We start from the raw sequence: 25,543 nt of genomic DNA, 5'->3' as shown, positions 1-25,543 counted from the left end.
CGCCAGATTGCTACCATCCGCGCCGAGCATTTTCGCGCATGGCTTCGGCAAATCTGATCGCCGCGGCGACCGGAGCGAAATGGTCGCGTTCGATTTCGTCTCCGATCCGCACCGTGCCATGAAGCGCGCGCGCACAGGGTGGGTCGGGCCAGACCGGGACGTCATGCGCCGCCGCCCGCTCGCGGATGCGCAGCGCAACCGCATCGACACCCTTCGCGACGCAGACCGGCGCCCGTCCGCTGCCCCGCTTCCATTCCAGGGCGACCGCGTAATGGGTGGGGTTCACGATCACCACATCCGCCTTTTCGACATCGGCCAGCATCGAGCTGAGGACGATCTCCTGCGAGCGCTGACGCCGCGTCGCCTTCATCTGCGGATCGCCCTCGCTGTCCTTCATCTCGTCCTTGAGTTCCTTCAGAGACATGCGATTGCGCCGCCGAAAGTCGAAATGCTTCCAGCCAAGATCGGCCGCCGCAAAGATCACCGAAACGGCAAGCGCCAACAGCAAGCTGTGGTTCATCACCTCTTTGAGACCGGCGACCCAGCCGGTTCCGCCGTGAAAGGCTGTCAGCAGCGGCAGCAACGCACGGAACAGAAACCATCCGCCGAGGGCCACCGCGGCCGCCTTCGCCGCCGAGATGGCAAAGGTCACCAGCCCGCTCTTGCCGAACTTCTGGGCGGCGTTCTTCATCGGATCGATGCGTTTGAGATTTGGCGCGAGCTTGCTTGGCACCAGGACGATGCCGCGCAGCGCGAAAAGCCCGATCAATACCACCGCGGCAGGAATCGCCATTGAGGCAAGGCACATCACCGCCGTAAACCCCCAGCTTTGGACCGCGCCCCGCAGGAGCCCCCCGGAGACCGCGCCGACCGTCCCGCGCGGTTGCAGGGCCTCCCCCATACCCGTCCAGAGCTGCGACGTCGTGCTCAGCCAGCCTGGCACCGCCCAAGCCGCAGCCATCGCACCCGCCGCACAGGCGCCCAGATAGGCGAGCGCGGCGTTGACCTCCTGCGAGCGGGGAATATCGCCCTTTCCGCGTGCCTTTCGAAGCTTCTGTTCCGTGGCGTCGAACTGCTTGTCGTCGCTGTCATCCTCGCTCATGGCGGTGCCGCCGTGCCAAAGACCGCATTGGCCCACCCTGCGAGGATCGCCGGAGACAGGACCGACAATCCGACCAGAGCAAGCAGGATGATGGCCGGTGCCCCGATGAACACGACCGGCAGCGTTGGCATCACCCGGCTGACCACGCCGGTCAGCAGCTGATAAAGAAGCCCGCCCAGAATGAAGGGCGCCGACAGCGCCATCGCCAGCACAAATGACTGCGCCACCATGCCTGTCAGCGCCTCGGGATCCGCGTCACCCAGCCCCAGCTTGCCGGCGGGAAACAGCGCATAGCTCGACGCGATAAGGTCCAGCAGAAGCAGCGGCAGCCCCAGCGCCATGAGCAGAGCCAGACCCGCCATATGCATCAGATTGCCGATCGGATGCGGCGCAGCCTCTGTCCCGGTACCGATGAGTTGCGACAGTGAGGCCGTTGCGCCGATGGCCGAGGTCGCGACATGCAGCGCCATCGCGGTGATCCGCGCCGGGATCGCGATCATCAACCCCACCAGCATCTCGCGCAGCGCGAGAAGCGCGAAGCTTTCAGACACCTGCTGCATTGTACCGCCCGACCAGGCGAAGGCTGACGGAGCGAGAACCACCGCCACCGCCGCCCGCATTCGCGGCGGAACCAGCCGCTCGGAGAAGACCGGGAAGACCAACACCGCGGCTTGCACCCGCAGATAGGCCAGCAACAAAGGCATAAGCTGCGCCATCAGATCGGCTGGAAGAAAGCCCGTCGCCGCCACTCACGACGCCTCGATCGTGGCCACGAGCCGCACCTCGGCCGAAGGATCGATATCCGCCAAACCAAGCACGGGAAGCTTGACGCCATGTGATTGCAGCATGTCACGCAGCTGACGACGCCGGTGATCTGGCACGGCGATCACCGGCTCTTGTCGCGGATCGAGCGCTGCGAGCTGTGTGCGCAGGCCCGAGATGAGCCGTCGGGTCAGGTCGGTGATTGGAACCTCTGATTGGCCGCGCTGAAGCCCGTTTTCGGCGGCGACCATCTCTGCCTCCCAGGCTGGGTGCAGTTGCACGATGTCGAGTTGCCGCGACTGTCCCATCATCGCCTGTGTGATCTGACCGCGAAGCCGGGGGCGGATCGCCTCGTAAACCGCCTCGGCGCTGCCGGCGCTGCGGCACTCATGCACAGCGTCGAGGATAAGGGTCAGATTGCGAATCGAGAGGCCCTCGTCCAGCATCTGACGCAAGACGCCGAGCAGCAGTTCCGGAGCGACCTTTTCCGGCAGCATATTGTCGAAATATGTTTGATAGGCCTTGGATCGCGCCGGGTCCGACATCTCTTCCATCGCGGCCACGATGCGCTGCAACGCCGTCAGGGTAAGCAGCTCTGGCAGGTTCGACTTCACTACCTCCATCAGATGGGTCGAAAGCACCTCCATCGTGGTGACCACCGTTGCGCCCGACATGGCGGCACTGTCCTGATCGACCGGCTCGACCCATTTCGCCTGCGTGCCGAAGACCGGCTCGGAGATGACAGGGCCACCCAGATGCGACAGCGCAGCCTCGTCACCAAGTGCGAGAACCTGACCCTGCTTCAACGTGCCACGCCCCCGAACGACGCCGTGCACGCGGATCACATAGGCGTCGGGCGGGCAATCGCTGTCATCGGTGATTCGAACCTCCGGCAGGATCATGCCGTAGCTGCGCGCGATATGGGTGCGCAGATTGCCGATCCTTGCCGCCAGGCCCCGCCCCGAATCAAGCGCATCCATCACAAGATCCTGCCCGATCTCGACGCAGATATCGTCCATGTCGATCTCGTCGCCGATCCGGCGCGGCGGGTCGACAGGGGGGACCGGCGCGGGAGTGCCTTCGGCGGGCTCTGCCCCGCCGCGATGTCGGGTGCGCCACGCAAGGACGCCAAGCGCGCCGCCCAGACAAAGAAAGATCAAACTCGGCATGCCGGGCACCGCTGACATCGCGGCCAGCGTGGCGGCCACGACGGCAGGGGCGCGCCAGTCCGACGCCGCCTGACCGAGGATCAGCTTGGCCGTTTCTTCGGTGGCACCACCGCGCGACAGCAGAAGCGCTGCTGCCATCGAGGTGATGAGCGAGGGCACCTGGCTGACCAGACCGTCGCCGATGGTCAGCCGGGAATAGTTTTGCAAGGCGGTGTCTATCGGCAGATCATGCACAAAGACCCCCATCGCGATGCCAACCAGAAGATTGATCAGGATGATGACCACCCCAGCAATCGCATCCCCCTTGACGAATTTCGACGCGCCGTCGAGCGATCCGAAGAAACTGATCTCTCGTTGATCGCGCTCTCGCCTGCGCTTAGCCTCTTCGTGGTCTATGGCACCGCAATTCAGGTCTCCGTCGATGGCAAGCTGCTTGCCCGGCAGACTATCGAGCGCAAACCTCGCCGAGACCTCGGCCATGCGTCCGGCGCCCTTCGTGATCACGATGAAATTCACCGCCGATATCACAGCGAATATAGTCAGTCCGACCATCATCGAATCGCCTGCGACGAAGGTCGAGAAGCCGCTGATGACATGACCGGCAGCGCCCTCGCCAGAATGCCCCTCGGTCAGGATCAGCCTTGTCGAAGAGACGTTCAGCGACAGTCGGATCACGAGCGAAACCAGAAGCAGCACCGGAAAGGCCTGGAAATCGGTCGGGCGTTCTACGGTCGAGGCCATGACGAGGATCATGGTGGCGCTTGCGATGGAAATCGCGATGCCGATATCAAGCAATGTCGCCGGGATCGGGATCACCATCGTGAGCACGATCAGCACCAGACCGGCGGTGATGAGCATGCCGCGCATCCCGGCCGAGGGTTGACGCAGTTCAGTCGGCATTCTGCGCGATGCCCTCCCAAGGCTCGGCATCTGTCGGAGCGGGTCCGTCGAAGACAAGCTCGTCCAGAGCGACAGGGTCTCCGGTCAGCATCCCGCTTCGCCGCAGATAGATCAGCGCCAGCATGCGGTCACTGGCGGAAGGCAGGCGCTCGACATCCAGCAGGAAGGCGGGCGGGAGCGACCGCCCCGACAGAACCAGCCCGTCGATCACGCGGGTCAGTTCTTCGAAACCCTGTCCCTGGGCTCCGAAGCCGATGCTGCCCGACAGCAAAACTGCCGCCAGCATCATGCCGCCCTCTTGATTTCGCGCAAAGCGGTCTCCAGCGACACGAAGCTGGGGCGGACATGCTCAGGCGCTGATTGCCGCCCCACCTCGACACAGAGATTGGTCGCATGCTGCTGCAACCCTGCAACCAGCACCGATTTGATGACATCGTAAAACGCCATGTCGTCCTGACGCACCGCGCTTAGCCGCTGCGCGATCGGGGCGACAAGCCCATAGGCCAGGAACACACCCAGAAATGTCCCCACCAGCGCCGAGCCGATCATCTCGCCCAGAACCTCGGGCGGCTGATCGATAGAGCCCATCGTCTTGATCACGCCCAGAACCGCCGCAACGATCCCGAGCGCGGGAAGCGCATCGGCGAGCGACTGGAGCGCGTGTGGCACGTGCATCTGCTCTTCCTTGATCAGGGCAATGCGTTTCGACAGCATATCCTCGACCTGATACGGATCGTCATAGTTCAGGCTGGCAGATCGCATCGTGTCGGCGATGATCGATACCGCCTCGGCATTGTTGAGGATGCGCGGATAGGTCTTGAAGATCTCGCTGTTCTCGGGGTTTTCGATATGCTCCTCGAGTTCGACGGGGCTGCTGCGGGCCATACGAAGCAGCTGGAAAAGAAGGCATAGCAGGTCTTCATGATCCTGCCCGTGCCAGACCGGCCCCTTGAAAGAGCGGATGAGCGACGGGATCGTCTCCTTGAGGATCGCGCCGCTGTTCGACAGGATATAGGACCCGATCGACGCGCCACCGATGATCATCATCTCGAAGGGCAGCGCATGAAGGATCACCCCCATCTTGCCCCCGGCGAGCGCATAGCCCCCGAAGACCATCAGCAGGGTTAGCACGATGCCGAGCGCTCCGAACATGGCGTCTCCTATTCAGACGAGGCGCTGCGGGCGCCCATATAGGTGGTGAGGATGGCGGCCTTCTCCGGCTCGAGCGCCGAGATGATCCTGGCGCTGGTCTCGGGATGCACCCGCATCAGAAGCTCTGCCGAGAACTCCGCCGGAATATCCGAGAGCACCGCCGCGGCTTCCTTTGGCTTCATCGCCTCATAGACAGCGACGAGCCGCTCGATATCGCTTTCGACCGCCTTTTCGCGGTTGGTGAGCGAGCCGCCAGCGCGTTTCTTGGCGGATTTGAGCCGCTTCAGCTCTACCGCAAGCACGGCGCGTGCCTCGCTGACCTCGGCCCGCTCATCGCGAAGGGCGGCCAGCGCCTTGGCGATCCGGGTCTCGCGCAGGCGATACTCCTCTATCAGCGCGACCACTTCGGGCACATCGCCGCAGCCGCGCAGCATATCGTCGGCGGCGATCGCTGCCGGATCGCTGCCGCCGCCGGACTGGATCGACAGCGCGGCAAAGGGCAGCATGCTGGTGATGATAATGGCCGCGAAAACTCTAATCATCAGCGCTCTCCGATATCGCGGCGCGCGGCCGGAGGCGCCTCGACGTAACCGGCGCGGGGCGCGTCAGCTCTTTCTGAAGCGCCCAATAAGCTTTCTCATTGCGTGCGTCCTCAATCGCATGCGAAAGCGCGTTCGTCGCCTGCTCCGCCTCGGCGCGGGCTCGGCGGATCGCCCCATCGAGACGCGAGATTTCCGAAGTCATCACGGCAATTGCGCCGCCCAGACCGCTTTCAAGATCGTTCAGTCGCTTCAGCCGCCGCGAGAGAATATGACAGTAAATCGACAGCGGCAGCGTTGCGGCCACGCAGATTGCCGACAGGATCGTTGCGAGCGTCATTGAACGGCGAACTCCGTAATGAGCAGCTGGTTGATGACATCGGCGCCGAAAATCATGTCGACCCGCGCGCGCAGCTCGCCCCGAATGATGTCCAGAACGCCGCGCCGGTCGATTGCAGCCGGATCGATGGCGCTGAGAAAGCCGGTGAAACTGTCCAGCACGCGCGGCATCAACATGCGCACCTCGGCCGCTTTCTCCGGCTGCACATCGAGCTTCACGCTGAGGATCAGCTGGCGCTCGCGCCCGGCCATGGGCACGACGATCCGCGGCACATCGACAAAGACAACCTGAGGCGTTTCCTGCACCGCTTCCGCCCGCGGCGAAATTAGATCAAGCGGGCTGATGAAGCCCGCATATCCAGCCCCGAACGCGCCCAGCCCGGCGAGGATCGCGGGCAACATCATGACCAGCACAGGCCGGCCGCGTCGCGCGGGAACATCATCTTCCGAGATCGCATCGGTCATGGTGATTCTCCTCGTTCCTTCCGAGGAAATAACACCCGCCAACTAACTAATAATTAACACGGATCATGCAGAAGGAGGGTCAGGCGGACATCGAATCGACGAGGGGCCGAATTGCAAGAACTGCATGAATTCTGGAAAATGCGCACATCGCGTCAGCGTATGGCGATACTCGGCGGCTTCGCGGCAAGCCTGATACTGGTGCTGGCCTTCGTCGCGTTGGCCGGGCGCATTCCGATGGCGCTTCTTTATTCCGGGCTCGACGATCAGCAGGCCGGGCCGGTGGTCGCGCAGCTTGAACAGGGCAATATCGCCTATGAGCTGCGGGGCGGCTCGATCTGGGTCGATGAACGCCAGCGCGATCGGCTGCGTATGGAGCTCGCCGCGCAGAACCTGCCGAGGCAGGGAGGCGCGGGGTATGAAATCCTCGACCAGATGTCGGGGTTCAGCACCACATCGCAGATGTTCGACGCCGCATATTGGCGCGCCAAGGAAGGCGAGCTTGCCCGGACCATCCTGTCGATCCCATCGGTCCGCAGCGCGAGGGTGCATCTGACCGCGCCGCAGGCACGCGGATATCGGGACCGCCAGCCGGGTGCGGCCTCGGTGACCGTGGTCACCGACGGCACACCGCTCACCCCGGCTCAGGCCGATGCGATGCGGTTTCTCATTTCCTCTGCGGTGCCGCAGCTGACCCCGAGCGCAGTCTCGGTCATAGACAGCGTACGCGGGGTCATCCAGCCACCAGGCGAACAAGCCTCGACCGATCGCGCGACTCGGATGAAGGAAAATGTAGAACGGATTCTGGCGCCGCATGTCGGCTCAGGTAACGCGATTGTCGAGGTCAGCGTGGATCTCGTGACCGAGAGCGAGCAACTGACCGAACGCCGTTTTGATCCGACGCAGCGCGCGATGATCTCGCAAGAAACCGAAGAGCTGACCGACGAATCGAGCATGGCCGGGGCGACGGCGGTCACCGCCGCCTCCAACCTGCCGGAGCGAATGAACCAGGAGGGCGATCAGCAAAGCTCTCAGCGTGCCGAAACCCGGCAGAGGGCCAATTACGAAGTCGGCAGCGTCACCCGCCAGGTCGAGCGTCGTCCCGGAGCGATCCGACGGCTGAGCGTGGCGGTCCTGGTCAATGGCGTGGCGCAGGAAGGCGCGGATGGCGAAACGCAGATCGTCGCCCGCAGCGAGGCCGAGCTTGACGAGATGCGAGAGCTCGTCGCGGCAGCGGTGGGCTTCGACGAAGACCGGGGTGACGAGATCACCGTCAAATCAATGGCCTTCATTGCCGGGACAAAGGCTGGCACGCAGGTCGAGCGGTCGCATGGGCTGCTCGACAGGCTGGCGCTTGATTCTCTGGCCCGGCTTGGCCTGGTGGGACTGTTCGCCATCATGGCTCTCGGTTTGACCATGCGCGCCCTGCGCGGGCGCGGCGCTGCGCGCGAACCGGCGAGGCTGGACACATCCTCGCCGCCCTCCGGCGACGGGTCCGCTGCCGCGCTGCCGGATCTTTCCCCAGTCCAGAATCCTGAGTCCTCGGATATGCCGATGATCTCGATGGCCGCGGCGGATTTTGACTTCGACAGCCCCGGCGGCAGCACCACAGAGCCGGTCGAGCGGCTCAAATCGCTGATGAAGGAACGCCGCGAAGAGACCGTGCGCCTGCTCAACGGCTGGATCGGCGAAGATGAGAGATCCGCGACATGAGCCGGGTGCTTCGATTCGAGGATTTTGCCGCCGCGGAGACAAGCGCCCCGGCAGACGCCGACGCCGCGACACTGGCCGCGGAATATGCGCGCGGCCATGCCGACGGGCTCGCTGTTGGCCGTGAGGGTCAAGTCGAAGACTTGATCTCGGCGCTCCGCATGGCTGCAACGCAGGCGCAGGAGCAGGCGGAGATGCGCGAGCAGGCGATATCCGAGACGCTGGAGGCCGTGACACCGGTTCTCAAGGCGGTCACGGCACTGCTTTGCGCGAAGCCCTCCGCGCTGATCGTCGAGACGGTGATAGGCGAGCTGCAAAGGCTTTGCCGCGCCGGTATCCCGGCAACCTGCCAGATTGCCGGGCCGGTCGAACTCATCGAGAGCTTGCGCAGACGCATCGACTTGCTCGGGCTAGAGGGCATCAGGCTGATACCCGGCGAGATCAATGAAATCACCTTCGAGCATGGCCGGATCGCAATCGACCCGAACGAAATCACACAACGCCTCGACCGTCTTCTCGGCGAGGCTTCAACGGATGAGGAGCGCTGAATGGACATGAATGCGACGGTGATGACCGACAATATCCCGGTAGAGATCTCGGTGCGGATCGGACGGCGGCGGATGACGGTGGCGGAGCTGTCGGCGTTGCAGGAAAACGACATCCTGCCGCTTGACCAGACTGTCGATGACGGCGTCGAGATCTGCGTGGGCGAGCATGTCGTCGCAAGAGGGGAACTCATCGCCGACGAAACCGACGGCGACCGCCTGCTGCTGCGCATCGTTCAGGCAGGCGACGGCGAGGAATGAGGTCCGGCTTGGGCATGGATCGCCACGGAATCGCGCCGCTGCCGGCAATGCTGATCTTCGCTGGCGAGCCCGCACTGGCCCAGGCCCTGCCGCCGGGCGCGGCAGGCGGCAATACCGTGCCGCCTGCCCTCGCGCCGGCAGTAACCGAGAATATCGGCCAGGCGATCTCGGGTATGACTGGCGGTGTCGGCGAAAGCTCGATCCTGATCTTTCTCGGGCTGACGATCCTTTCGCTCGCCCCGGCCATCGCGATCACGGTGACCTGCTTTCCCTTCATCGTCACGGTGCTGTCGATCCTGCGCCAGTCTCTGGGCCTCCAGCAATCGCCACCCAATATGCTGATCGTCAGCCTCTCGCTGTTCCTGACCTGGTTCGTGATGGATCCGGTGCTCAGCGAGGCATGGCAAAACGCCGCCCTACCGCTGCGATCGGGCGAGATTGATATAGCCGAGGCGGCGTCGCGGGCGATCCTGCCTTTCGAGCGTTTCATGTCGGCGCGGGTCGATCCGGCGGTGCTCGACCATCTGCGCGCGCTGGTGCCGCCTGATGCGGATGGGGACGGGCTGAGGCTACTGATCCCCTCCTTCATGTTGACCGAGCTGCAACGCGCCTTCGAGATCGGATTTCTTGTGGCGCTGCCCTTTTTGGTCATCGACCTCGTCGTCTCGGCCGTGCTCATGGCGATGGGGATGATGATGCTGCCGCCCGCCATCGTCTCGCTGCCCTTCAAGCTGGCCTTCTTTGTCGTGGTTGACGGGTGGACGCTGATTTCGGCAGCGCTTGTCAGGGGCTATCAATAAGCGCTTGCTCCATGGCCGGCCGTCCCGCGCGGTCCCCCGCCGGAACGGGCCGCGCCGCATTCCCCCTTGGGATCGCGGCCAGTCGTCCTATATTGGGGCCTGACGCGCGCCGGATCGGCGCCAGAGACCCGAAGGACCATCATGACCGAGATCAACCAGATCGCGTGGGACGACACCGTCCTGCCGTTCCAGCTCGACCGTTCCTCGATCCGGGGCAGAGTCGCCCGGCTCGACGGCGTTCTGGACCACATCCTGTCACGCCATGACTACCCCGCCCCGGTCGCCGCCGCGGTGGCCGAACTGGCGCTGCTGACTGCGCTGATCGGGCCGACCATCAAGCTGCGCTGGAAGCTGTCGCTACAGGTGCGTGGCAAGGGGGCGATTCGCACCATCGCCGCGGATTACTACGCGCCCGAGGCCGAGGGTGAACCGGCCCGCATCCGCGCCTGGGCCAGCTTCGACCCCGAGCGGCTGACCGATGGCGCGCATTTCGATCAGATCGGCGAGGGATATTTCGCGATCCTGATCGACCAGGGCGCCGGCAATCAGCCCTATCAGGGCATTACCCCGCTGGATGGCGGTTCTTTGGCGGCATGTGCGGGTGCCTATTTCGCTCAGTCCGAGCAGCTTCCGACCAGCTTCACACTGTCCTACGGCCCCTCTATGCTGCGCGGTCAGCCCAAAGGCTGGCGCGCGGGCGGTATCATGCTGCAAACGCTGCCGGCACAGCCGATGCAGGACAGCGACGGCCCGGATGAGGTCAGGCTCGTCGAGGCGGCCGATATTCTGCAGGGCGAGGAATCCGAGGATTGGAGCCGCGCCAACCATCTTCTTTCCACCGTCGAGGAGATGGAGCTGATCGGCCCCTCTGTCGCGCCGACCGAACTGCTGGTGCGCCTTTTCCATGAGGAACAGCCTCGCGTTTTCGACCCGCAGCGCGTCGAATTCGGCTGTTCGTGCAGCGAGGACAAGGTGCGTGGCACGCTGTCCATCTATTCGCAGAAAGACATCGCGCATATGACCACCGACGAGGGGCTGGTCACCGCCGATTGCCAATTCTGCGGCGCGCATTACGAATTCGACCCGCGCTCGCTGGGGTTCGAGGCCGAGATTGATGCGGATGGCAACCGCCTGCCGCAGGGTGAAGCGGCGGAATGACCGCGCGCGCCGGGCAGGGTCCGGCGACGTCCAGGGGGCCGCGCAACGCCGCGGTGCCCCTGCCCTCCGCGCGCAAGGGCAGCGCGCCGCGGTCGGGTGACGATTTGCGATCAGCACTGACCGCGGCGCTTGAGCGGCAGACCCCGCCGAGCTCGGATTTCGATTTCGATGACCGCCCCATGCCGCCCGACGCCACGCTGCGCGAGGCTGGCGTGCTCGCCGCGTTTCACGAGACCGATGGGCGGCTTTACCTGACCAAACGCGCCGCGACGATGCGGCATCATCCGGGCCAGGTCGCCCTGCCGGGCGGCAAGCTCGATCCCGGCGATGCCGATGTTGTGGCCGCGGCGCTGCGCGAGGCGCAGGAAGAGATCGGTCTGGACAGCGCGCAGCTTGAGATCCTCGGCACGCTGCCCACCCATCGCACCGTGACGCAGTTCCGCATCACCCCGGTTATCGGCATCGTTCGCGGCGACTTCGAGCCCATCGCCGAGCCGGGCGAGGTGGCCGAAGTCTTTGCCCTGCCCTTTTCGCATATTTCCGACCCCGGGCGGTATCGGCTCGAAGGCCGCATGTGGCGCGGCGAATGGCGCGCCTATCGCGTGGCGCCGTTCGGTCCCTATTACCTCTGGGGCGCCACGGCGCGCATTCTGCACGGGCTCGCCGAAAGGCTCCGCGCATGAAGATCGACGGTGATTTTCTGCGCAGCAACGGGCTTCAGGGCGTAATGCAGATGCTGTCACGCGGCGGCCATCATGCGCTGATCGTTGGAGGCGCGGTGCGAAACGCCGCGCTTGGCCTGCCGGTCGGCGATGTCGACATTGCGACGGATGCACGCCCCGAGCGGGTGATCGAGTTGTCCCGCACTGCGGGGTTCAAGCCGGTTCCGACCGGGGTCGATCACGGCACCGTCACCGTCGTCGCCCACGGGATGGCTTTCGAAGTCACCACCTTTCGACGCGATGTCGAGACCGATGGCCGCCGCGCCGTCGTCGCCTTTTCGCGCGAAGTCGCAGAAGATGCCGCCCGCCGAGATTTCACCATGAACGCGCTCTATGCCGATGCGGAAGGCCAGGTGCTCGACCCGGTCGGCGGTTGGGAGGATCTGCACCGGCGCGAGCTGCGCTTCGTGGGCGACCCCGCGGCCCGCATTCGCGAGGATTACCTGCGGGTGCTGCGCTTTTTCCGCTTTGTCGCCTGGTATGCCGATCGCAGCGCGCCCGGCACCACCGAGGCCATCGCCGCCAATCGGGACGGCCTGTCCCGCGTTTCCGCCGAACGGATCGGGGCCGAACTGCGCAAGCTGCTCGCCGCCCCGGACCCGTCAGATGCGGTGACGCTGATGGTCGAAACCGGGGTCATGGCGCAGATCCTGCCGAATGCTGCGGCACAGGGCGTGGCCGGCCTGATCGCTGCCGAGCGCGCGGTGGGTGTCTGCCCCGACTGGCGTCGTCGCCTCGCCGCGCTGCGTGCCGGAGATTGCACCGACCGGTTGCGCCTGTCACGTGCTGAAAGCGCCTATCTGGGCAGGCTGGCCGCCGCCGAGGGCGACCCGTTGGACGAAATCGCCTATCGCCACGGCGCAGAAATTGCCCGGGACACGGCCCTGATCCGGATCGGGCGCGGCGACGCTCCGCCGCCCGGCTGGGCCGAGCGGATCGCGAATGCTGCAACGGCCCGCCTGCCGATCTCGGCCCGAGACCTGATGCCCGCACTCTCCGGTGCGGCTATCGGGCGCGGGCTTGCGGCGGCTGAGCAGCTCTGGATCGACTCCGGCTTCGCGGCACCGAAACCGGCGCTGCTCGACGCGGCCTATCTGGCGGCAGGGGACGACACATGAATCTGCACGCAAGCTTTGCCAATATGATCGACGCGTTCCGCCCCGCCGAGGGCCCGCCGCCGCAAACCATGATGCGATTCATCCGCTGGGCGCTGAAAGGCGCCGGGCGTGGTCTGAGCGTCGCAGCGGTGGCCTCGGCCGCGAGTGGCGCGGCAGATGTCGCCTCGGCCGTGCTGCTTGGCGCGGTGATCGATTCCGTGACCGGAGCCACACCAGAGACGCTGTGGCAGGCAAGCGGCCCTGTCCTGCTGGGATTCGTGCTGTTCTTCCTGGTGCTGCGCCCGCTGATCCTGGCCTTTTCCACCGCCTCTTCCAGCGTCATCATCACGCCGAATATCCTGCCTCTGGTCCTGTCACGGCTCCATCGCTGGACGATGGGCCAGGCGGTAAGCTTTTTCGACAATGACTTTGCCGGACGGCTGGCGCAGAAGCAGATGCAGACCGCCCGCGCGATCACCGATTTCGCGACCGAGATGGTCAATGTCGTCACCTTTGCGCTTGCCGCTGTGATCGGCTCGGCAGCCTTTCTGATCTCGATCGACGCCTGGGTGGCGCTGGCGCTGTTGCTGTGGCTTGCCGCCTATATCGCGCTGATCCGCTTTTTCCTGCCGCGCATTCGCACCCGCTCGGCGGCACGCGCCTCGGCCCGCGCGGTCGTGACCGGCCAGGTGGTGGACACAATCACCAATATCAAGACGGTGAAGCTCTTCGCCCATGACGATCACGAGGACCGCGCCGCGCTGTCCGCCATGGCCGGCTTCCGAGAGCGGGCGCTTGATTTCGGCGTGCTCTCGACCTGGTTCCGGATGTCGCTGATGACGCTTGCCGGGCTGGTGCCGGTGGTGCTGATCTCGGGCGTCGTGCTGCTGTGGCAGCAGGGACAGGCGACGGCGGGCGACATTGCCGCGACCGGGGCCATCGCGCTGCGCCTGTCGCAGATGACCGGCTGGATCAGCATGGCGCTGATGGGGATCTGGGGCTCAATCGGCGAGATAGAGGACGGGATGAAGACCCTCTCGCCGCCACACACGCTGACCGACGCTGCGGATGCCACGGCGCTTCGCCAGGTCGAGGGGTTGATCCGCTTCGATAAAGTCACCTTCAACTATGGCCGCGAAGACGGGCGCGGCGGCGTGCGCGACATCGATCTGACGATCCGCCCCGGCGAGCGTGTCGGGCTGGTCGGCGCCTCTGGCGCGGGGAAATCGACGCTCGTCGCGCTGCTGCTGCGGCTTTACGATGTCGAGCAGGGGCGGATCCTGATCGACGGGCAGGATCTTCGCGCGGTCACGCAGGAAAGCCTGCGCCGCCAGATCGGGATGGTCACGCAGGAGACCGCGATGTTCAACCGCTCGGCCCGCGACAATATCCGCTACGGTACGCCCAACGCGACCGACGCACAGATCGAGGCCGCCGCAGACGCCGCCGAGGCCAGTGGCTTCATCGCGGATATGCAAGACAATGCCGGCCGCACCGGCTATGACGCCCATCTGGGCGAGCGTGGGGTGAAACTTTCTGGTGGTCAGCGCCAGCGGATCGCGCTGGCCCGCGCCTTCCTGAAGAACGCGCCGATCCTGATTCTGGACGAGGCGACCTCGGCGCTCGACAGCGAGGTCGAGGCGGCCATCCAGGATTCGCTCGACCGGGTGATGACCGGCAAGACGGTGCTGGCCATCGCCCATCGCCTTTCTACCATTGCCGAGATGGACCGGATCGTCGTGCTCGAGGACGGGCGCATTGTCGAACAGGGCAGCCACGAGGAATTGCTGGCCGAAGGCGGCACCTATGCGCGCTATTGGAACCGGCAATCCGGCGGCTTCCTCGGCACCGATGAGGATGAGCCAGCGGAGGGCGGGGTTCACCCCGCAGCGCAAACCGCTTAATCTGCGGGCGAACCCGAAAGGAAGCCGCCATGACGCGCCACCTGATCGCCCTTTCCCTGCTGGTCACGCTGGCCGCCTGCACGGGAACGCCCGAACGCGGGGCGCTCGACGAATTCAACGACACGGTCGGCACGGCGAACCGCACGGCGTCGAATATCCGTATGCTGGACCGGCTGTTGAACTGAGCCGATGACCATCTGGACCGTTGAACGGCTCGGTCGGCATGGCGACGGCATCGCCACCGGACCCGATGGCACCCGCGCCTTCGCAGCGCGCGTGCTGCCGGGGGAAACGATTGAGGGCAGGGCCGAGGGCGACCGCATCCCCGCGCCGAAGATCGTCACAGCGTCGCCCGAACGCGTCCGCGCCCCCTGCCCGCATTACGGAAGCTGCGGCGGTTGCGCCTTGATGCATGGCTCGGACGGCTTCGTGTCGGCGTGGAAATCCGGCCTCGTTACATCCGCGCTCGCAGCGCATGGCATTACGGCACAGATCGCTGGCATCGCCACCTCGTCGCCCCGGTCGCGGCGCAGGGCTGTGATGTCCGGGCGGCGCACCCGCAAAGGCGCCTTGCTGGGATTTCATGGCCGCGCCTCGGATCAGATCGTGGACGTCACCGAATGCCATGTGTTGCGCCCCGCCATCCTTGCGGCCTTGCCGGTGCTGCGCGAGATGGTCGCGGCAGGAGCCTCGCGCGGCGGCGAGATCAGCCTCACCGTCACCGAGACGCGCACTGGGCTGGATGTTGCCGCGACCGGAGGCAAGCCGCTCGACCCCGCGCTGTCCGAGCGGCTGACTGCGCTGATGCGCGACGCCGATCTCGCGCGGCTCGACTGGGACGGCACGCCGTTCACGCGGCGCGCGCCGCTGCTGAAAATCGGGCGCGGGCGCGTCACCCCGCCGCCGGGCGCGTTTCTTCAGGCGACAGCAGAGGGCGAGGCGGCGCTTCTCGGGGTGGTTCGCGAGGCTGTGAAAGGGGCGCAGCGGATCGTCGATCTTTTCGCCGGCTGCGGCACCTTCACCCTGCCCCTCGCCGCAGAGGCCGAGATCCATGCCGTCGAGGGGCTGGCCCCGCCGCTAGGGGCGCTCGACGCGGCATGGCGCAACGCGCCCGATCTGCAACGCGTCACCACCGAGACCCGCGACCTCTCCTCTCGCCCGCTACTGCAAGACGAGCTGTCGGGTTTCGATGCCGCCGTGATCGACCCGCCCCGCAATGGCGCGGCGGCACAGGCTGAACATCTCGCAGCTTCAACGCTCGACCGCATCGCCTGGGTCAGCTGCGACCCGGTCAGCTTCGCCCGCGACGCCGCCACGATGATCGCTGCCGGGTGGCAGATCGGGCCGGTCTATGTGGTCGATCAGTTCCGGTGGAGCCCGCATGTCGAGACCGTGACCAGCTTCACCCGAGCCTGAACCTGCCCCGAACAATCGGCGCGGATCAGACGAAGACCTCGACCCGCTCCTGCTCGCCGACGCCGAAGACCCGCTTGTAACGCTGAATCTGATCGGCTGGCCCCATGGCCTTGGCGGGGTTGTCGGACAGCTTCACCGTCGGACGTCCCTCGGCCTCGACCGCCTTGCAGACGAGGCTCAGCGGGTCCAGCCCGTCGCCATCCACCAGCCCGCGGAAATCATTGGTCAGCAGCGTCCCCCAGCCGAAACTGACCTTCACCCGGCCATTGAACTGATTGTAAAGCTGCTCGATCTTTTCCTCGTCGAGCCCGTCGGAAAAGATCACCAGCTTCTGCGTCGGGTCCTCGCCGCGATCCTTCCACCACTGGATCGCAACCTCGGCATTCTCGGCCGGATCGCCGCTGTCCACGCGGATGCCGGTCCAGCCCGCCAGCCAGTCCGGCGCACCGTCGAGGAACCCTTTGGTGCCATAGGTATCCGGCAGGATGATGCGCAGATTGCCGTCGTGCTCTTCGTGCCAGTCCGCCAGCACGTCATAGGGCGCCTGCTTCAGCGCCTCGTCACTGTCGGCGAGCGCGGCATAGACCATCGGCAGTTCATGCGCATTCGTCCCGATCGCCTCCAGATCGCGGCGCATGGCGATAAGGCAATTCGACGTGCCCGTGAACTTGCCGCCGGGCGCATGGCCCAGCCCCTCGCCCATCGCCTGCACGCACCAGTCCTGCCACAGATAGCTGTGCCGCCGCCGCGTGCCGAAATCGGCGATCTTCAGATCGGGCAGCTTGTTCAGCTGGGTGATCTTTTCCCACACCCGCGTCATCGCGCGGGCATAGAGCACCTGCAACTCGAACCGGCCCATATCCTTGGTCACGGCGCGCGAGCGCAGCTCCATGATGATGGCAAGCGCCGGGATCTCCCACAGCATGACCTCGGGCCATTTGCCCTCGAAGCGCAGCTCATACTGGCCGTCGCGCTTGGTCAGCTCGTATTCCGGCAGTTGCACATTCTCCAGCCACTCCATGAAGTCGGGGCGGAACATCTGGCGCTTGCCGTAGAACGTGTTGCCGCGCAGCCAGGTCGACTCCCCCCGGCTGAGCCTGAGCGTGCGCACCTGGTCCAGCTGTTCGCGCAGCTCGCCCTCATCGACCATATCGGCCAGCCGCACCGATTTCGTGCGGTTGATGAGCTGGAAGGTGACATTCGTGTCCGGCTTGTTGCGGAACACCGACTGGCACATCAGCAGCTTGTAGAAATCCGTATCGAGCAGCGAGCGCACGATGGGATCGATCTTCCAGCGGTGGTTATAGACCCGGCTTGCGATGTCGACATTGGGCATCATATCAGTGTCACTCCTGCGGCGCGCATATTGTCCTGCGCGGCCTTTCTGGACCCGTTCAGGTCGATGGCGCGGGTGGCGTCCTCGATCACGCGCACCCCGAAGCCCAGCTTCGCGGCGTCGATAGCCGACCACGCCACGCAGAAATCATGGGCGAGGCCGACGAAATCGAGGCTCAGCAGCCCGCGCTCGCGCAGATACCCCTCCAGCCCGGTGCGGGTCTGGTGATCGTTCTCGAAGAATGCGGAATAGCTGTCGATCTCGGGGCGATAGCCCTTGCGCACCACCATATCCGCCACATCAACGGCAAGCGCTGGATGAAACGCGGCGCCGGGCGAGCCGATCACGCAATGGCGCGGCCACAGCACCTGGGTGCCATAGGCCATCTCGACCGTGGAAAACGGCTCGGCGCCCTCGTGATTGTCGGCAAAGCTGGTGTGATCGTCCGGGTGCCAGTCCTGAGTCAGCACGACAGCATCGTAATCCGCCATCAGATCGTTGATCGGTGCGATGATCTCGTCCCCTCCCTCGACCGCAAGGCGGCCGCCGGGGCAGAAATCGACCTGCGCGTCGATGACGATAAGAGCTCTGCGCATGGAAAATCCTCCGTAGAGGCTTTGGTAGCAGTTGCGGGGCGGGCGTCAATGCTAGCGATAGCAGCACGCCTTGTTTGACGACTCGAGACGCTGGGGGTATGGCCCGCAAATGCTGATCGTCGCCGCGCTTTATCACTTTACGCCTTTCCCCGAACCTCAGGCCTTGAAGGCGCCTCTGGCGCGCATCGCCTGCGGGCAGGGCGTGCGCGGGACGCTTCTGCTCGCGCCCGAGGGGATTAACGGCACCATCGCCGGCACGCGCCAGGGGATCGACGCCGTGATCTCGCATATCCGTGCCCTGCCCGGCTGCGCAGATCTGAGCTGGAAGGAAAGCACCGCCGAAACCATGCCCTTCGCCCGCATGAAGGTCCGCATCAAGTGCGAGATTGTGACCATGGGCCAGCCCGATGTGGACCCGCGCGCCGCGGTGGGCCGCTATGTCGAGCCGCAGGATTGGAACGCGCTGATCGCGTCCGATGACGTGGCACTGATCGACACCCGCAACGATTACGAAGTCGGGATCGGCACATTCGACGGCGCCATCGACCCCGGCACGGTATCGTTTCGCGACTTCCCGTCATGGTGGCAGGCCAACGCCCACCGCTTCGAGGGCAAGCGCGTCGCCATGTTCTGCACCGGCGGGATCCGTTGCGAAAAATCGACGAATTACCTCATCTCGCAAGGCGTGGAAGAGGTGTTCCACCTGAAAGGCGGCATCCTGAAATATCTCGAGGAAGTGCCAGAAGCACAGTCCCGCTGGCGGGGCGAATGCTTTGTCTTCGACCAGCGCGTGAGCCTCGGTCATGGCCTGCAACAAGGCAGTCATTCGCTGTGCCATGCCTGCCGCCGCCCGCTTTCTGCGGCGGATCGGCAACGACCGGAATACGAGGAGGGCGTGTCCTGCCATCGCTGCCTCTCCGAATACAGCGATGCCGACCGCGCCCGCTTCCGCGAACGCCAGCGCCAGGTGGAACTGGCCGAACGCCGGGGTCAGGATCACATCGGCGCGGATCACGGCAAGCCGCGCGGCTAGGCGCCCGACCCGACCCATCGACAGAACAGAGGGCGTGCATCCGGTGGCCGGCTGACGCAGCGCGGTTCGCCGCGCAATGCCCTGCCGTGCGGTCCCTGCGAACGGCCTCGCGGCGGGGTCGGACGCGGCACCGTAGGCGCAAAGCGGCTTGATACCGCGCCAGCATGTCACCATGGGTTCGCATCCGGCGTGATCTTGCAACTCGTCGCGTCGGATGGTCTTGTCTGGCTCGTCGGGGCTGACCCCCGCAGGACCGGACCTATGCTGGCGATTTTCATCAAGACGCTGCCCTTCTTCATGCTGATCGGCCTCGGCTGGGGCGCCGCCCGGTTTCGAGTCTTCCCGCCCGAAGCCGCCGCCTGGCTGACGAAATTCGTCTTTTACTTCCCGCTCTCGGCGATGCTGTTCCGCTTTGCCGCCACACTCGAGATCGGCCAGATCTGGGACCCGCGCTTCACCGCCGCCTATCTGATCGGCTCGCTGGCGCTGTGGGCCATCGGCATCGCCGTCGCACGGGCGCGCGGTCTGCCTATCTCTGAGGCGGTGATGGAGGCGCATTGCTGCGTCATCGGTAATACCGGCTTTCTCGGCGTGCCGATGCTGGTGGTGCTGATGGGCGACGCCGCCGCCGGGCCGGTGCTGATGATCCTCATCATCGACCTGGTGGTATTCTCGACGCTCATCACCCTCATCATCACCGCCGCGCGCCAGGGGCATCTGCGGTGGTCACTGACGGGAAGGCTGCTCAAGGGGCTGGTGGCCAACCCGATGATCGTCTCGATGTCCGCCGGGCTGATCTGGTCTGCCGCCCGCCTGCCCATCCCCGGCCCGGCGATGGAATTCCTGACCCTGCTATCCGCCGCCGCCACGCCCGGCGCGCTTTTCGCCATCGGGGCGAGCCTCGTCGGCCGCCGGGCCGAACGGCCTGCTATCGCCGTCTGGCTCAGCAGCGCCAAGCTGATCCTGCACCCCGCAGCCGTCGCCGCCGCCTGCTTCGCGCTCGGGGTCGAGCCCTTCGCTGCCGGCGTGATGATCGCCGCATCTGCCCTGCCGGTGGCGGGAAATGTCTATATGCTGGCGCAGTATTTCGGCATCGCCGTGCAGCGCGTCTCTTCGGCGATCCTGGTCTCGACCGCCGCCAGTGTGTTTACCATCCCCGTCATCATGCATCTGATCGAGAAAGGCTGACCATGTCCCGCATTGCCGAGCTGAAACTGGAACATACGCTGCTGGATCTCGACGAGGACGGCATCGCCACCGTCACGCTGAACCGCCCCACCAAGCGCAACGCGCTCAATGCCGCCACCATCGACGAGCTGATCGAGATCTTTCGCACCCTGCCCCGCGCCGGGGCGAGGGCCTGCATCCTGCGTGGCGCCGGCGATCATTTCTGCGCAGGTCTGGACCTGGTGGAACATCACGCCGAAGACCGCGCGCCCGAGGATTTCATGCATCTCTGCCTGCATTGGCACGAGGCCTTCAACAAGATGGAATATGGCGGCGTGCCAATCATCGCGGCGCTGCATGGGCCGGTCGTCGGAGGTGGTCTTGAACTCGCCTCGGCCGCGCATCTTAGGGTGATCGACGACACTGCCTATTTCGGCCTGCCCGAGGGGCAGCGCGGGCTGTTCACCGGCGGCGGCGCGACGATCCGCGTCGCCGACCTGATCGGCAAGTCCCGGATGATCGACATGATGCTGACAGGGCGGCTCTATCGGGGCGACGAGGCAGTGACGGTGGGGCTGGCGAATTACCGCGCCCCCGATAGCCTTGCCAAGGCGCAGGAGATCGCGAGGCGCTGCGCCGAAAACCTGCCGCTGTCGAATTTCGCCATCTGCTCGGCGATCAGCCATATGCAGAACATGTCGCCCCTGGACGCAGCCTATGCGGAATCGGTCGTGGCCGGCGTGGTCAACACGCAGAAAGCCGCGAGCGAGCGGCTCGCCGCCTTCCGCGACGGCAGCGGGCCGCGCATCAAGCCGACGCAGGGTTGATCCTATACAGAGGCGGCGCGCCCGCCTAATCTTCACGCAAATCATCTGGGGGAGATCACAATGTCCGATACCGATATCGTCATCCTGTCCGGCGCTCGCACCGCCATCGGTAGCTTCGGCGGCAGCCTCGCCTCCGTGCCGCCAATCGATCTGGCGGCGACCGTCACCCGCGCCGCTCTGGACCGCGCCGGGGTCGCGCCGGACCAGATCGGAACCGTGGTGTTCGGCCATGTCATCAACACCGAGCCGCGTGACATGTATCTGTCGCGGGTCGCGGCGCTGGACGCGGGCATCCCCGACACCACGCCTGCGATGAATGTCAACCGGCTCTGCGGCTCTGGCGCGCAGGCGATCGTCTCGGCCGTGCAGTCGCTGATGCTGGCAGACGCGGATTTCGCGATTGCCGGTGGCGCGGAGTCGATGTCCCGCTCGCCCTATGCGGTGCCGCAGGCGCGGTTCGGGACGAAGATGGGCGACGCGAAGATGCTGGACATGATGACCGGCGCGCTGACCTGCCCGATGGGGACCGGACATATGGGCGTCACCGCAGAGAACGTCGCAGGCGAGCACGGTATCAGCCGCGAGGATCAGGACGGCTTCGCGCTCGAATCCCAGAACCGCGCCGCCAAGGCCATCGCCGAGGGGCGTTTCGCCGAACAGATCACCCCGGTCGAGATCAGCGCGCGCAAGGGGCCGGTCACCTTCGAAACCGACGAACATCCGAAACAGACATCGGCCGAGAAACTCGCAGCACTGCGCCCCGCCTTCCAGAAAGACGGCTCGGTCACCGCAGGCAATGCCTCGGGCATCAATGACGGTGCAGCGGCGCTTGTGCTGGCCCGCGCCGGGGCGGCAGAGGCCGCCGGGCTGACCCCGCGCTTCCGCGTGCTCGGCTATGCCCATGCCGGGGTCCGCCCCGAAGTGATGGGCATCGGCCCGGTCCCCGCCGTTCGAAACCTGCTGGACAGGACGGGGCTGTCGGCGGGCGATTTCGACGTGATCGAATCGAACGAGGCCTTCGCCGCGCAGGCACTCGCGGTAAATCAGGAACTCGGCCTCGACGCCGCCCGTGTGAACCCGAACGGAGGCGCCATTGCGCTGGGCCACCCGGTCGGCGCCACCGGCGCGATCATCACCGTCAAGGCGATGTACGAGCTGGACCGGATCGACGGCAAACGCGCCCTCATAACCATGTGCATCGGCGGCGGTCAGGGCATCGCCCTGGCGATCGAGCGGATCTGACGGCTGAGCGTTCGCCCCGAGCACGACAAAAGGGCGAATGCCTGCCCGTGGGGAGGTGCCGCAGCAGTCAAGCGAAGCGCTCTATCGCGCCGCCCACATCTCTTCACGGCACTGCAAGACCAACATTGCCACAGCGCCAGCCCGCCCGGACGGGCAGGCGCTCGCCCGGCGGCGAGACGCACCTTATTCCGGATTATCGTCTGGGAGGGAATGTCCGCTTTGAGCCCAGAGTAGACAGTCGCCTTAAATCGCCCCTACCGATGGCGTGACACAATGATAAACACGCCGCAGATCAACAGGCCGGCGCCAAGTGCCGCCGTCATGATCCCCTGAATGGTGACGTCATCGGATCGCGCCATATCCCAAGCCAGCCCAACGATAAGCTGGCTGGCGATAAAGGTGGAAATTGTCGCGGCAGCCCCGAGCTGCTGGTATCCGATGATGCTGGCGAAGACGAAGAACGAGCCCAGAAGCCCAGGGATGACAAACCAGGGACGGAACGCACCGGCGATTTCGCTGACGGCGCCGGGACCAGCCCTCCAGAGCAGGAGAGCGGACAGAAACACCAGGCCAACGGCCGAGTTCATCACCAGCGCGATCAGCACGGTCGATACCGATCCGCTTATCTTCGCCATCAGCAGGTTCTGGATGACCAGCGCCGCACCTGCCGCAACAAGCAGGCACAGGGTAATAAGCGGCGTCATCTCCCTTGCTGAAGATCGGGGATCGTCCGCTGGTCGAGCCTAATCTGCAGAAACGCAAGGTCGAGCCAAGTGCCGAACTTGGTGCCTACTTCCGTCAGCAACCCCACTTGCTCGAAGCCTAGTTTCTCGTGCAACCGGATTGATCCGGTGTTGCCGGCCTCAATCCCTGCGACCATCACATGCTTGCCAATGGCTTTCGCGCGCTGGATCAGGGCTTCCATCAGCGCCTTGCCGATACCACCGCCGCGTGCGTCTGCGCGGACGTAGACGGAATGCTCGACCGTGTGGCGATAACCGTCAAAGGCGCGCCAGTCTCCAAAAGAGGCATAGCCGAGGACATCACCATCGTCTCCCACAGCCACAAGCACGGGATATCCTGCGTGACGCCGATCCGCGAGCCATGCCAGCCGGTTCGCAAGATCCACTTTCGTGTCATTCCAGATCGCGGTCGTGTGTTCGACAGCATCGTTGTAGATCGCCATGACCCCTTCAAGATCATGCTCGTCCGCATCGCGGATTTCCATGATTACGCCTCACTGATCACCATAGTGGATTATTTATCCACTATGGTAGACTGACCGTCAACGAGTCTTTGCCAAGGATCGTCAGCTATCGCGCAGAACGATCACGGCATAGGTGCAGGCTCGCTCACCTTTGTTGCGGAAGATGCAGTCGGTGGGTGGACCCAGATGCAAGCAATCCCCTTGGCGCAGTTCATGATGAACATGCCCTTCGATGAATGTCAGATCCCCTTCCAGAACCCAGATCAGCTGACGGATGAAGGCATAGGCCGACGCGGGCATGGGCACCTCCTTTCCCGCCGGCAGGCTCACCTCTACAAGATCAAGTGGCATGTCAGAGCGTGGGGACACCTGCCGCCGGACATACCCTGTTTCCGGATCGGTCCAGAGGGGTTGGCCGTCCCTGCGCAGAAGATGTCCGATCGATGCTTCGGTTCGCGCCAGTAAGGTTGACATGCTGAGGCCAAAGGCCCCGGACAGTTTCCCGAGCAGGTTCGCGGTCGGGCTGCTGTCCCCGCGCTCGATCTTGTGGATCATGGCGCGCGAAACGGCCGCCCGCTCGGCCAGGTCCGTCAAGGACCAGCCGCGGCTTTCCCGTTCGGCCCGGATGCGGGCACCAAGTCTGCTGTCAATGTCATCGTGCTGCATCGTGCTACCATAGTAGACAGATCAGATCCCCGGCAAGTTCGTGTTGGACACCGAACAATGACCGCTTTGTCCCGCAAAGCCGCCACTCTAGCACCACCCGTCATTGACCTCCTCCCCCCGACATGCCACCCATACGGGCGCTTTCTGCAGGTGCCCGCATGTCAAAATTTACCGCCGATGTCACCGCCGCCGAAACCGCGCTGCGTGACCTTTTCCCGGCCACGCCGCTGCAATTGAACGAGCATCTCTCGGCCCGCTACGGCACCGAGATCTGGCTGAAACGCGAGGATTTGACGCCGGTCCGCAGCTACAAGCTGCGCGGCGCGTTCAACGCGATGCGCAAGGCTATGGCGGCGGGCAGCACGCCGCATTTCGTCTGTGCCAGCGCCGGGAACCATGCGCAGGGCGTGGCCTTTGCTTGCCGCCATTTCGGCGCGCGCGGCACGATTTTCATGCCGGTGACGACACCGAAACAGAAGATCGACAAGACGCGGATCTTCGGCGGAGACAGCGTCGAGATCGTGCTGACGGGCGATTATTTCGACCAGACGCTTGCCGCCTCGCAGCAATTTTCCGCAGAACATGGTGCGGCGTTTCTGTCGCCCTTCGACTCCGCCGATGTGATCGAAGGTCAGGCGACCGTCGCGCATGAGCTGATGGCCCAGCTGCCTGCCGCGCCCGATCTGGTCGTGCTGCCGGTGGGCGGTGGCGGGCTTTCGGCGGGGATGACCAGCTATCTGGCGGAAAAATCGCCAGACACGCGCTATGCCTTTGCCGAACCGCAGGGCGGCGCCAGCCTCAAATCGGCGCTGCGGGCCGGGATGCAGATCACGCTCGACCGGGTGGACAGCTTCGTCGACGGTGCCGCCGTGGCGCGGATCGGCGATTTGCCCTTCGCCCGGCTGCGCGGCTTCGCGCCCGAGCAGGTGGTGACCCCGCCCGAGGACCGGCTCTGCATGACCATTCTCGAGATGCTGAATGTCGAGGGCATCGTGCTGGAACCGGCTGGCGCGCTGTCCATCGACGCGCTTCGCGACCTGCACGAGGCCGGCGCCCTTCAGGGTCGCCGCGTGGTCTGCGTCTGTTCTGGCGGAAATTTTGATTTCGAACGCCTTCCCGAGGTGAAGGAACGCGCGCAGCGTTATGCGGGGCTGAAGAAATACTTCATCCTCCGCCTGCCGCAGCGCCCTGGCGCATTACGCGATTTCCTCACCACGCTGGGGCCGGAGGACGATATTGCGCGCTTCGAATATCTGAAGAAGTCCGCGCGGAATTTCGGCTCGGTCCTGATCGGGATCGAGACCACCGAACCGGATAATCTTACCGCGCTGATGGCCCGGCTGGACGCCGCCGGGTTCACCTATCAGGACATCACCCGTGACGAGCTTCTGGCGCAGTTCCTGATCTGAGTGCAGCCGGATCACCGTCATC

The 25,543-nt window shown here is 65.0% G+C and carries 28 protein-coding genes; 15 read left to right on the top strand and 13 right to left on the bottom strand.

Going from position 1 to position 25,543, the window contains the following annotated elements; translation table 11 throughout:
* Positions 1-10: 10 nt before the first annotated feature.
* From flhB to PAF18_RS14830, 8 genes are read right to left on the bottom strand one after another with little or no spacing between them, the layout of a single operon-like run.
* A complete protein-coding gene (flhB, locus tag PAF18_RS14865) occupies positions 11-1,102 on the bottom strand; it encodes a flagellar type III secretion system protein FlhB (RefSeq protein ID WP_271116467.1) in 1,092 nt (363 codons plus the stop codon).
* A complete protein-coding gene (locus PAF18_RS14860) occupies positions 1,099-1,818 on the bottom strand; it encodes a flagellar biosynthetic protein FliR (RefSeq protein WP_271116466.1) in 720 nt (239 codons plus the stop codon). The genes flhB and PAF18_RS14860 overlap by 4 nt, the downstream gene beginning before the upstream one ends.
* A 33-nt stretch (positions 1,819-1,851) precedes the next feature.
* Entirely contained in the window at positions 1,852-3,933 is a 2,082-nt protein-coding gene (locus PAF18_RS14855; protein WP_271116465.1) for a flagellar biosynthesis protein FlhA, read from the bottom strand.
* Positions 3,923-4,222, bottom strand: a complete 300-nt coding sequence (locus tag PAF18_RS14850; RefSeq protein WP_271116464.1) for a hypothetical protein — start codon at positions 4,220-4,222, stop codon at positions 3,923-3,925. The genes PAF18_RS14855 and PAF18_RS14850 overlap by 11 nt, the downstream gene beginning before the upstream one ends.
* Positions 4,219-5,085: a flagellar motor stator protein MotA gene (gene motA, locus PAF18_RS14845; RefSeq protein ID WP_271116463.1), complete on the bottom strand. Its 867-nt coding sequence runs from the start codon at positions 5,083-5,085 to the stop codon at positions 4,219-4,221. The genes PAF18_RS14850 and motA overlap by 4 nt, the downstream gene beginning before the upstream one ends.
* Positions 5,086-5,093: 8 nt before the next feature.
* Positions 5,094-5,627: a MotE family protein gene (locus tag PAF18_RS14840; RefSeq protein WP_271116462.1), complete on the bottom strand. Its 534-nt coding sequence runs from the start codon at positions 5,625-5,627 to the stop codon at positions 5,094-5,096.
* Positions 5,620-5,964: a hypothetical protein gene (locus PAF18_RS14835; RefSeq protein WP_271116461.1), complete on the bottom strand. Its 345-nt coding sequence runs from the start codon at positions 5,962-5,964 to the stop codon at positions 5,620-5,622. The genes PAF18_RS14840 and PAF18_RS14835 overlap by 8 nt, the downstream gene beginning before the upstream one ends.
* A complete protein-coding gene (locus PAF18_RS14830; protein WP_271116460.1) occupies positions 5,961-6,428 on the bottom strand; it encodes a flagellar basal body-associated FliL family protein in 468 nt (155 codons plus the stop codon). The genes PAF18_RS14835 and PAF18_RS14830 overlap by 4 nt, the downstream gene beginning before the upstream one ends.
* Positions 6,429-6,539: 111 nt before the next feature.
* On the opposite strand from PAF18_RS14830, the gene fliF reads away from it, so the two are divergent.
* The 10 genes from fliF (at position 6,540) to PAF18_RS14780 (ending at position 16,038) form a co-directional block, all read left to right on the top strand.
* Positions 6,540-8,138, top strand: coding sequence for a flagellar basal-body MS-ring/collar protein FliF (gene fliF, locus PAF18_RS14825; protein WP_271116459.1), 1,599 nt, complete (start codon positions 6,540-6,542; stop codon positions 8,136-8,138).
* On the top strand, positions 8,135-8,683 hold the full coding sequence (locus PAF18_RS14820; protein WP_271116458.1) for a hypothetical protein: 549 nt from the start codon (positions 8,135-8,137) through the stop codon (positions 8,681-8,683). Before fliF ends, PAF18_RS14820 begins: the two co-directional genes overlap by 4 nt.
* Positions 8,684-8,941 carry a FliM/FliN family flagellar motor C-terminal domain-containing protein gene (locus tag PAF18_RS14815; RefSeq protein WP_271116457.1) on the top strand — a complete coding sequence of 86 codons (258 nt, stop codon included), beginning with the start codon at positions 8,684-8,686 and terminating at the stop codon, positions 8,939-8,941.
* Positions 8,942-8,955: 14 nt separating this feature from the next.
* Positions 8,956-9,741 carry a flagellar type III secretion system pore protein FliP gene (locus PAF18_RS14810; RefSeq protein WP_271116456.1) on the top strand — a complete coding sequence of 262 codons (786 nt, stop codon included), beginning with the start codon at positions 8,956-8,958 and terminating at the stop codon, positions 9,739-9,741.
* A 141-nt stretch (positions 9,742-9,882) separates the two neighbouring features.
* Entirely contained in the window at positions 9,883-10,899 is a 1,017-nt protein-coding gene (gene hslO / locus PAF18_RS14805; protein WP_271116455.1) for an Hsp33 family molecular chaperone HslO, read from the top strand.
* Entirely contained in the window at positions 10,896-11,582 is a 687-nt protein-coding gene (locus PAF18_RS14800) for an NUDIX hydrolase (RefSeq protein ID WP_271116454.1), read from the top strand. The genes hslO and PAF18_RS14800 overlap by 4 nt, the downstream gene beginning before the upstream one ends.
* Positions 11,579-12,739, top strand: coding sequence for a CCA tRNA nucleotidyltransferase (locus PAF18_RS14795; protein ID WP_271116453.1), 1,161 nt, complete (start codon positions 11,579-11,581; stop codon positions 12,737-12,739). The genes PAF18_RS14800 and PAF18_RS14795 overlap by 4 nt, the downstream gene beginning before the upstream one ends.
* On the top strand, positions 12,736-14,622 hold the full coding sequence (locus tag PAF18_RS14790; protein WP_271116452.1) for an ABC transporter ATP-binding protein: 1,887 nt from the start codon (positions 12,736-12,738) through the stop codon (positions 14,620-14,622). Before PAF18_RS14795 ends, PAF18_RS14790 begins: the two co-directional genes overlap by 4 nt.
* Positions 14,623-14,651: 29 nt before the next feature.
* Positions 14,652-14,807, top strand: a complete 156-nt coding sequence (locus PAF18_RS14785; RefSeq protein ID WP_271116451.1) for a hypothetical protein — start codon at positions 14,652-14,654, stop codon at positions 14,805-14,807.
* Positions 14,808-14,811: 4 nt separating this feature from the next.
* The gene (locus PAF18_RS14780; protein WP_271116450.1) at positions 14,812-16,038 is read left to right on the top strand and encodes a class I SAM-dependent RNA methyltransferase; all 1,227 of its coding nucleotides are present in this window, start codon (positions 14,812-14,814) and stop codon (positions 16,036-16,038) included.
* Positions 16,039-16,063: 25 nt separating this feature from the next.
* Here PAF18_RS14780 and pncB read toward each other — a convergent pair whose 3' ends face one another.
* Both pncB and pncA read right to left on the bottom strand, forming a co-directional pair.
* On the bottom strand, positions 16,064-17,377 hold the full coding sequence (pncB, locus tag PAF18_RS14775; RefSeq protein WP_271116449.1) for a nicotinate phosphoribosyltransferase: 1,314 nt from the start codon (positions 17,375-17,377) through the stop codon (positions 16,064-16,066).
* Complete coding sequence (gene pncA / locus PAF18_RS14770; protein WP_271116448.1) at positions 17,374-17,970, bottom strand: bifunctional nicotinamidase/pyrazinamidase; 597 nt, start codon at positions 17,968-17,970, stop codon at positions 17,374-17,376. Before pncA ends, pncB begins: the two co-directional genes overlap by 4 nt.
* A gap of 109 nt (positions 17,971-18,079) precedes the next feature.
* Between pncA and trhO the strand changes: the two genes are divergently transcribed.
* From trhO to PAF18_RS14750, 4 genes are all read left to right on the top strand, one after another.
* Positions 18,080-19,003, top strand: a complete 924-nt coding sequence (gene trhO, locus PAF18_RS14765) for an oxygen-dependent tRNA uridine(34) hydroxylase TrhO (RefSeq protein ID WP_271116447.1) — start codon at positions 18,080-18,082, stop codon at positions 19,001-19,003.
* A gap of 261 nt (positions 19,004-19,264) precedes the next feature.
* Entirely contained in the window at positions 19,265-20,191 is a 927-nt protein-coding gene (locus tag PAF18_RS14760) for an AEC family transporter (RefSeq protein ID WP_271116446.1), read from the top strand.
* Between the two features lie 2 nt (positions 20,192-20,193).
* Positions 20,194-20,997 carry a crotonase/enoyl-CoA hydratase family protein gene (locus PAF18_RS14755; RefSeq protein WP_271116445.1) on the top strand — a complete coding sequence of 268 codons (804 nt, stop codon included), beginning with the start codon at positions 20,194-20,196 and terminating at the stop codon, positions 20,995-20,997.
* A gap of 60 nt (positions 20,998-21,057) precedes the next feature.
* On the top strand, positions 21,058-22,239 hold the full coding sequence (locus PAF18_RS14750; protein WP_271116444.1) for an acetyl-CoA C-acyltransferase family protein: 1,182 nt from the start codon (positions 21,058-21,060) through the stop codon (positions 22,237-22,239).
* A gap of 254 nt (positions 22,240-22,493) precedes the next feature.
* Here PAF18_RS14750 and PAF18_RS14745 read toward each other — a convergent pair whose 3' ends face one another.
* The 3 genes from PAF18_RS14745 to PAF18_RS14735 form a co-directional block, all read right to left on the bottom strand.
* Entirely contained in the window at positions 22,494-22,943 is a 450-nt protein-coding gene (locus PAF18_RS14745; protein ID WP_271116443.1) for a DMT family transporter, read from the bottom strand.
* Positions 22,940-23,467, bottom strand: coding sequence for a GNAT family N-acetyltransferase (locus PAF18_RS14740; RefSeq protein WP_271116442.1), 528 nt, complete (start codon positions 23,465-23,467; stop codon positions 22,940-22,942). The genes PAF18_RS14745 and PAF18_RS14740 overlap by 4 nt, the downstream gene beginning before the upstream one ends.
* Positions 23,468-23,548: 81 nt before the next feature.
* Positions 23,549-24,112: a helix-turn-helix domain-containing protein gene (locus PAF18_RS14735; RefSeq protein ID WP_271116441.1), complete on the bottom strand. Its 564-nt coding sequence runs from the start codon at positions 24,110-24,112 to the stop codon at positions 23,549-23,551.
* Positions 24,113-24,270: 158 nt separating this feature from the next.
* Between PAF18_RS14735 and ilvA the strand changes: the two genes are divergently transcribed.
* Positions 24,271-25,521: a threonine ammonia-lyase IlvA gene (gene ilvA / locus PAF18_RS14730; RefSeq protein WP_271116440.1), complete on the top strand. Its 1,251-nt coding sequence runs from the start codon at positions 24,271-24,273 to the stop codon at positions 25,519-25,521.
* Positions 25,522-25,543 lie beyond the last annotated feature (22 nt).

This window comes from Paracoccus sediminicola, assembly GCF_027912835.1.
In the GTDB taxonomy this organism is placed as follows: Bacteria; Pseudomonadota; Alphaproteobacteria; order Rhodobacterales; family Rhodobacteraceae; genus Paracoccus; species Paracoccus sediminicola.
The sequence above is the reverse complement of the archived record's forward strand: the minus strand, read 5'-3'. Positions and strand labels throughout refer to the sequence as shown.

Bases quoted from the DNA above. Each gene is read 5' to 3' on its own strand.
- flhB (WP_271116467.1), bottom strand. From the start codon at position 1,102: ATGAGCGAGGATGACAGCGACGACAAGCAGTTCGACGCCACGGAACAG.
- PAF18_RS14860 (WP_271116466.1), bottom strand. From the start codon at position 1,818: ATGGCGCAGCTTATGCCTTTGTTGCTGGCCTATCTGCGGGTGCAAGCC.
- PAF18_RS14855 (WP_271116465.1), bottom strand. From the start codon at position 3,933: ATGCCGACTGAACTGCGTCAACCCTCGGCCGGGATGCGCGGCATGCTC.
- PAF18_RS14850 (WP_271116464.1), bottom strand. From the start codon at position 4,222: ATGATGCTGGCGGCAGTTTTGCTGTCGGGCAGCATCGGCTTCGGAGCC.
- motA (WP_271116463.1), bottom strand. From the start codon at position 5,085: ATGTTCGGAGCGCTCGGCATCGTGCTAACCCTGCTGATGGTCTTCGGG.
- PAF18_RS14840 (WP_271116462.1), bottom strand. From the start codon at position 5,627: ATGATTAGAGTTTTCGCGGCCATTATCATCACCAGCATGCTGCCCTTT.
- PAF18_RS14835 (WP_271116461.1), bottom strand. From the start codon at position 5,964: ATGACGCTCGCAACGATCCTGTCGGCAATCTGCGTGGCCGCAACGCTG.
- PAF18_RS14830 (WP_271116460.1), bottom strand. From the start codon at position 6,428: ATGACCGATGCGATCTCGGAAGATGATGTTCCCGCGCGACGCGGCCGG.
- PAF18_RS14820 (WP_271116458.1), top strand. From the start codon at position 8,135: ATGAGCCGGGTGCTTCGATTCGAGGATTTTGCCGCCGCGGAGACAAGC.
- PAF18_RS14815 (WP_271116457.1), top strand. From the start codon at position 8,684: ATGGACATGAATGCGACGGTGATGACCGACAATATCCCGGTAGAGATC.
- PAF18_RS14810 (WP_271116456.1), top strand. From the start codon at position 8,956: ATGGATCGCCACGGAATCGCGCCGCTGCCGGCAATGCTGATCTTCGCT.
- hslO (WP_271116455.1), top strand. From the start codon at position 9,883: ATGACCGAGATCAACCAGATCGCGTGGGACGACACCGTCCTGCCGTTC.
- PAF18_RS14800 (WP_271116454.1), top strand. From the start codon at position 10,896: ATGACCGCGCGCGCCGGGCAGGGTCCGGCGACGTCCAGGGGGCCGCGC.
- PAF18_RS14795 (WP_271116453.1), top strand. From the start codon at position 11,579: ATGAAGATCGACGGTGATTTTCTGCGCAGCAACGGGCTTCAGGGCGTA.
- PAF18_RS14790 (WP_271116452.1), top strand. From the start codon at position 12,736: ATGAATCTGCACGCAAGCTTTGCCAATATGATCGACGCGTTCCGCCCC.
- PAF18_RS14785 (WP_271116451.1), top strand. From the start codon at position 14,652: ATGACGCGCCACCTGATCGCCCTTTCCCTGCTGGTCACGCTGGCCGCC.
- PAF18_RS14780 (WP_271116450.1), top strand. From the start codon at position 14,812: ATGACCATCTGGACCGTTGAACGGCTCGGTCGGCATGGCGACGGCATC.
- pncB (WP_271116449.1), bottom strand. From the start codon at position 17,377: ATGATGCCCAATGTCGACATCGCAAGCCGGGTCTATAACCACCGCTGG.
- pncA (WP_271116448.1), bottom strand. From the start codon at position 17,970: ATGCGCAGAGCTCTTATCGTCATCGACGCGCAGGTCGATTTCTGCCCC.
- trhO (WP_271116447.1), top strand. From the start codon at position 18,080: ATGCTGATCGTCGCCGCGCTTTATCACTTTACGCCTTTCCCCGAACCT.
- PAF18_RS14760 (WP_271116446.1), top strand. From the start codon at position 19,265: ATGCTGGCGATTTTCATCAAGACGCTGCCCTTCTTCATGCTGATCGGC.
- PAF18_RS14755 (WP_271116445.1), top strand. From the start codon at position 20,194: ATGTCCCGCATTGCCGAGCTGAAACTGGAACATACGCTGCTGGATCTC.
- PAF18_RS14750 (WP_271116444.1), top strand. From the start codon at position 21,058: ATGTCCGATACCGATATCGTCATCCTGTCCGGCGCTCGCACCGCCATC.
- PAF18_RS14745 (WP_271116443.1), bottom strand. From the start codon at position 22,943: ATGACGCCGCTTATTACCCTGTGCCTGCTTGTTGCGGCAGGTGCGGCG.
- PAF18_RS14740 (WP_271116442.1), bottom strand. From the start codon at position 23,467: ATGGAAATCCGCGATGCGGACGAGCATGATCTTGAAGGGGTCATGGCG.
- PAF18_RS14735 (WP_271116441.1), bottom strand. From the start codon at position 24,112: ATGCAGCACGATGACATTGACAGCAGACTTGGTGCCCGCATCCGGGCC.
- ilvA (WP_271116440.1), top strand. From the start codon at position 24,271: ATGTCAAAATTTACCGCCGATGTCACCGCCGCCGAAACCGCGCTGCGT.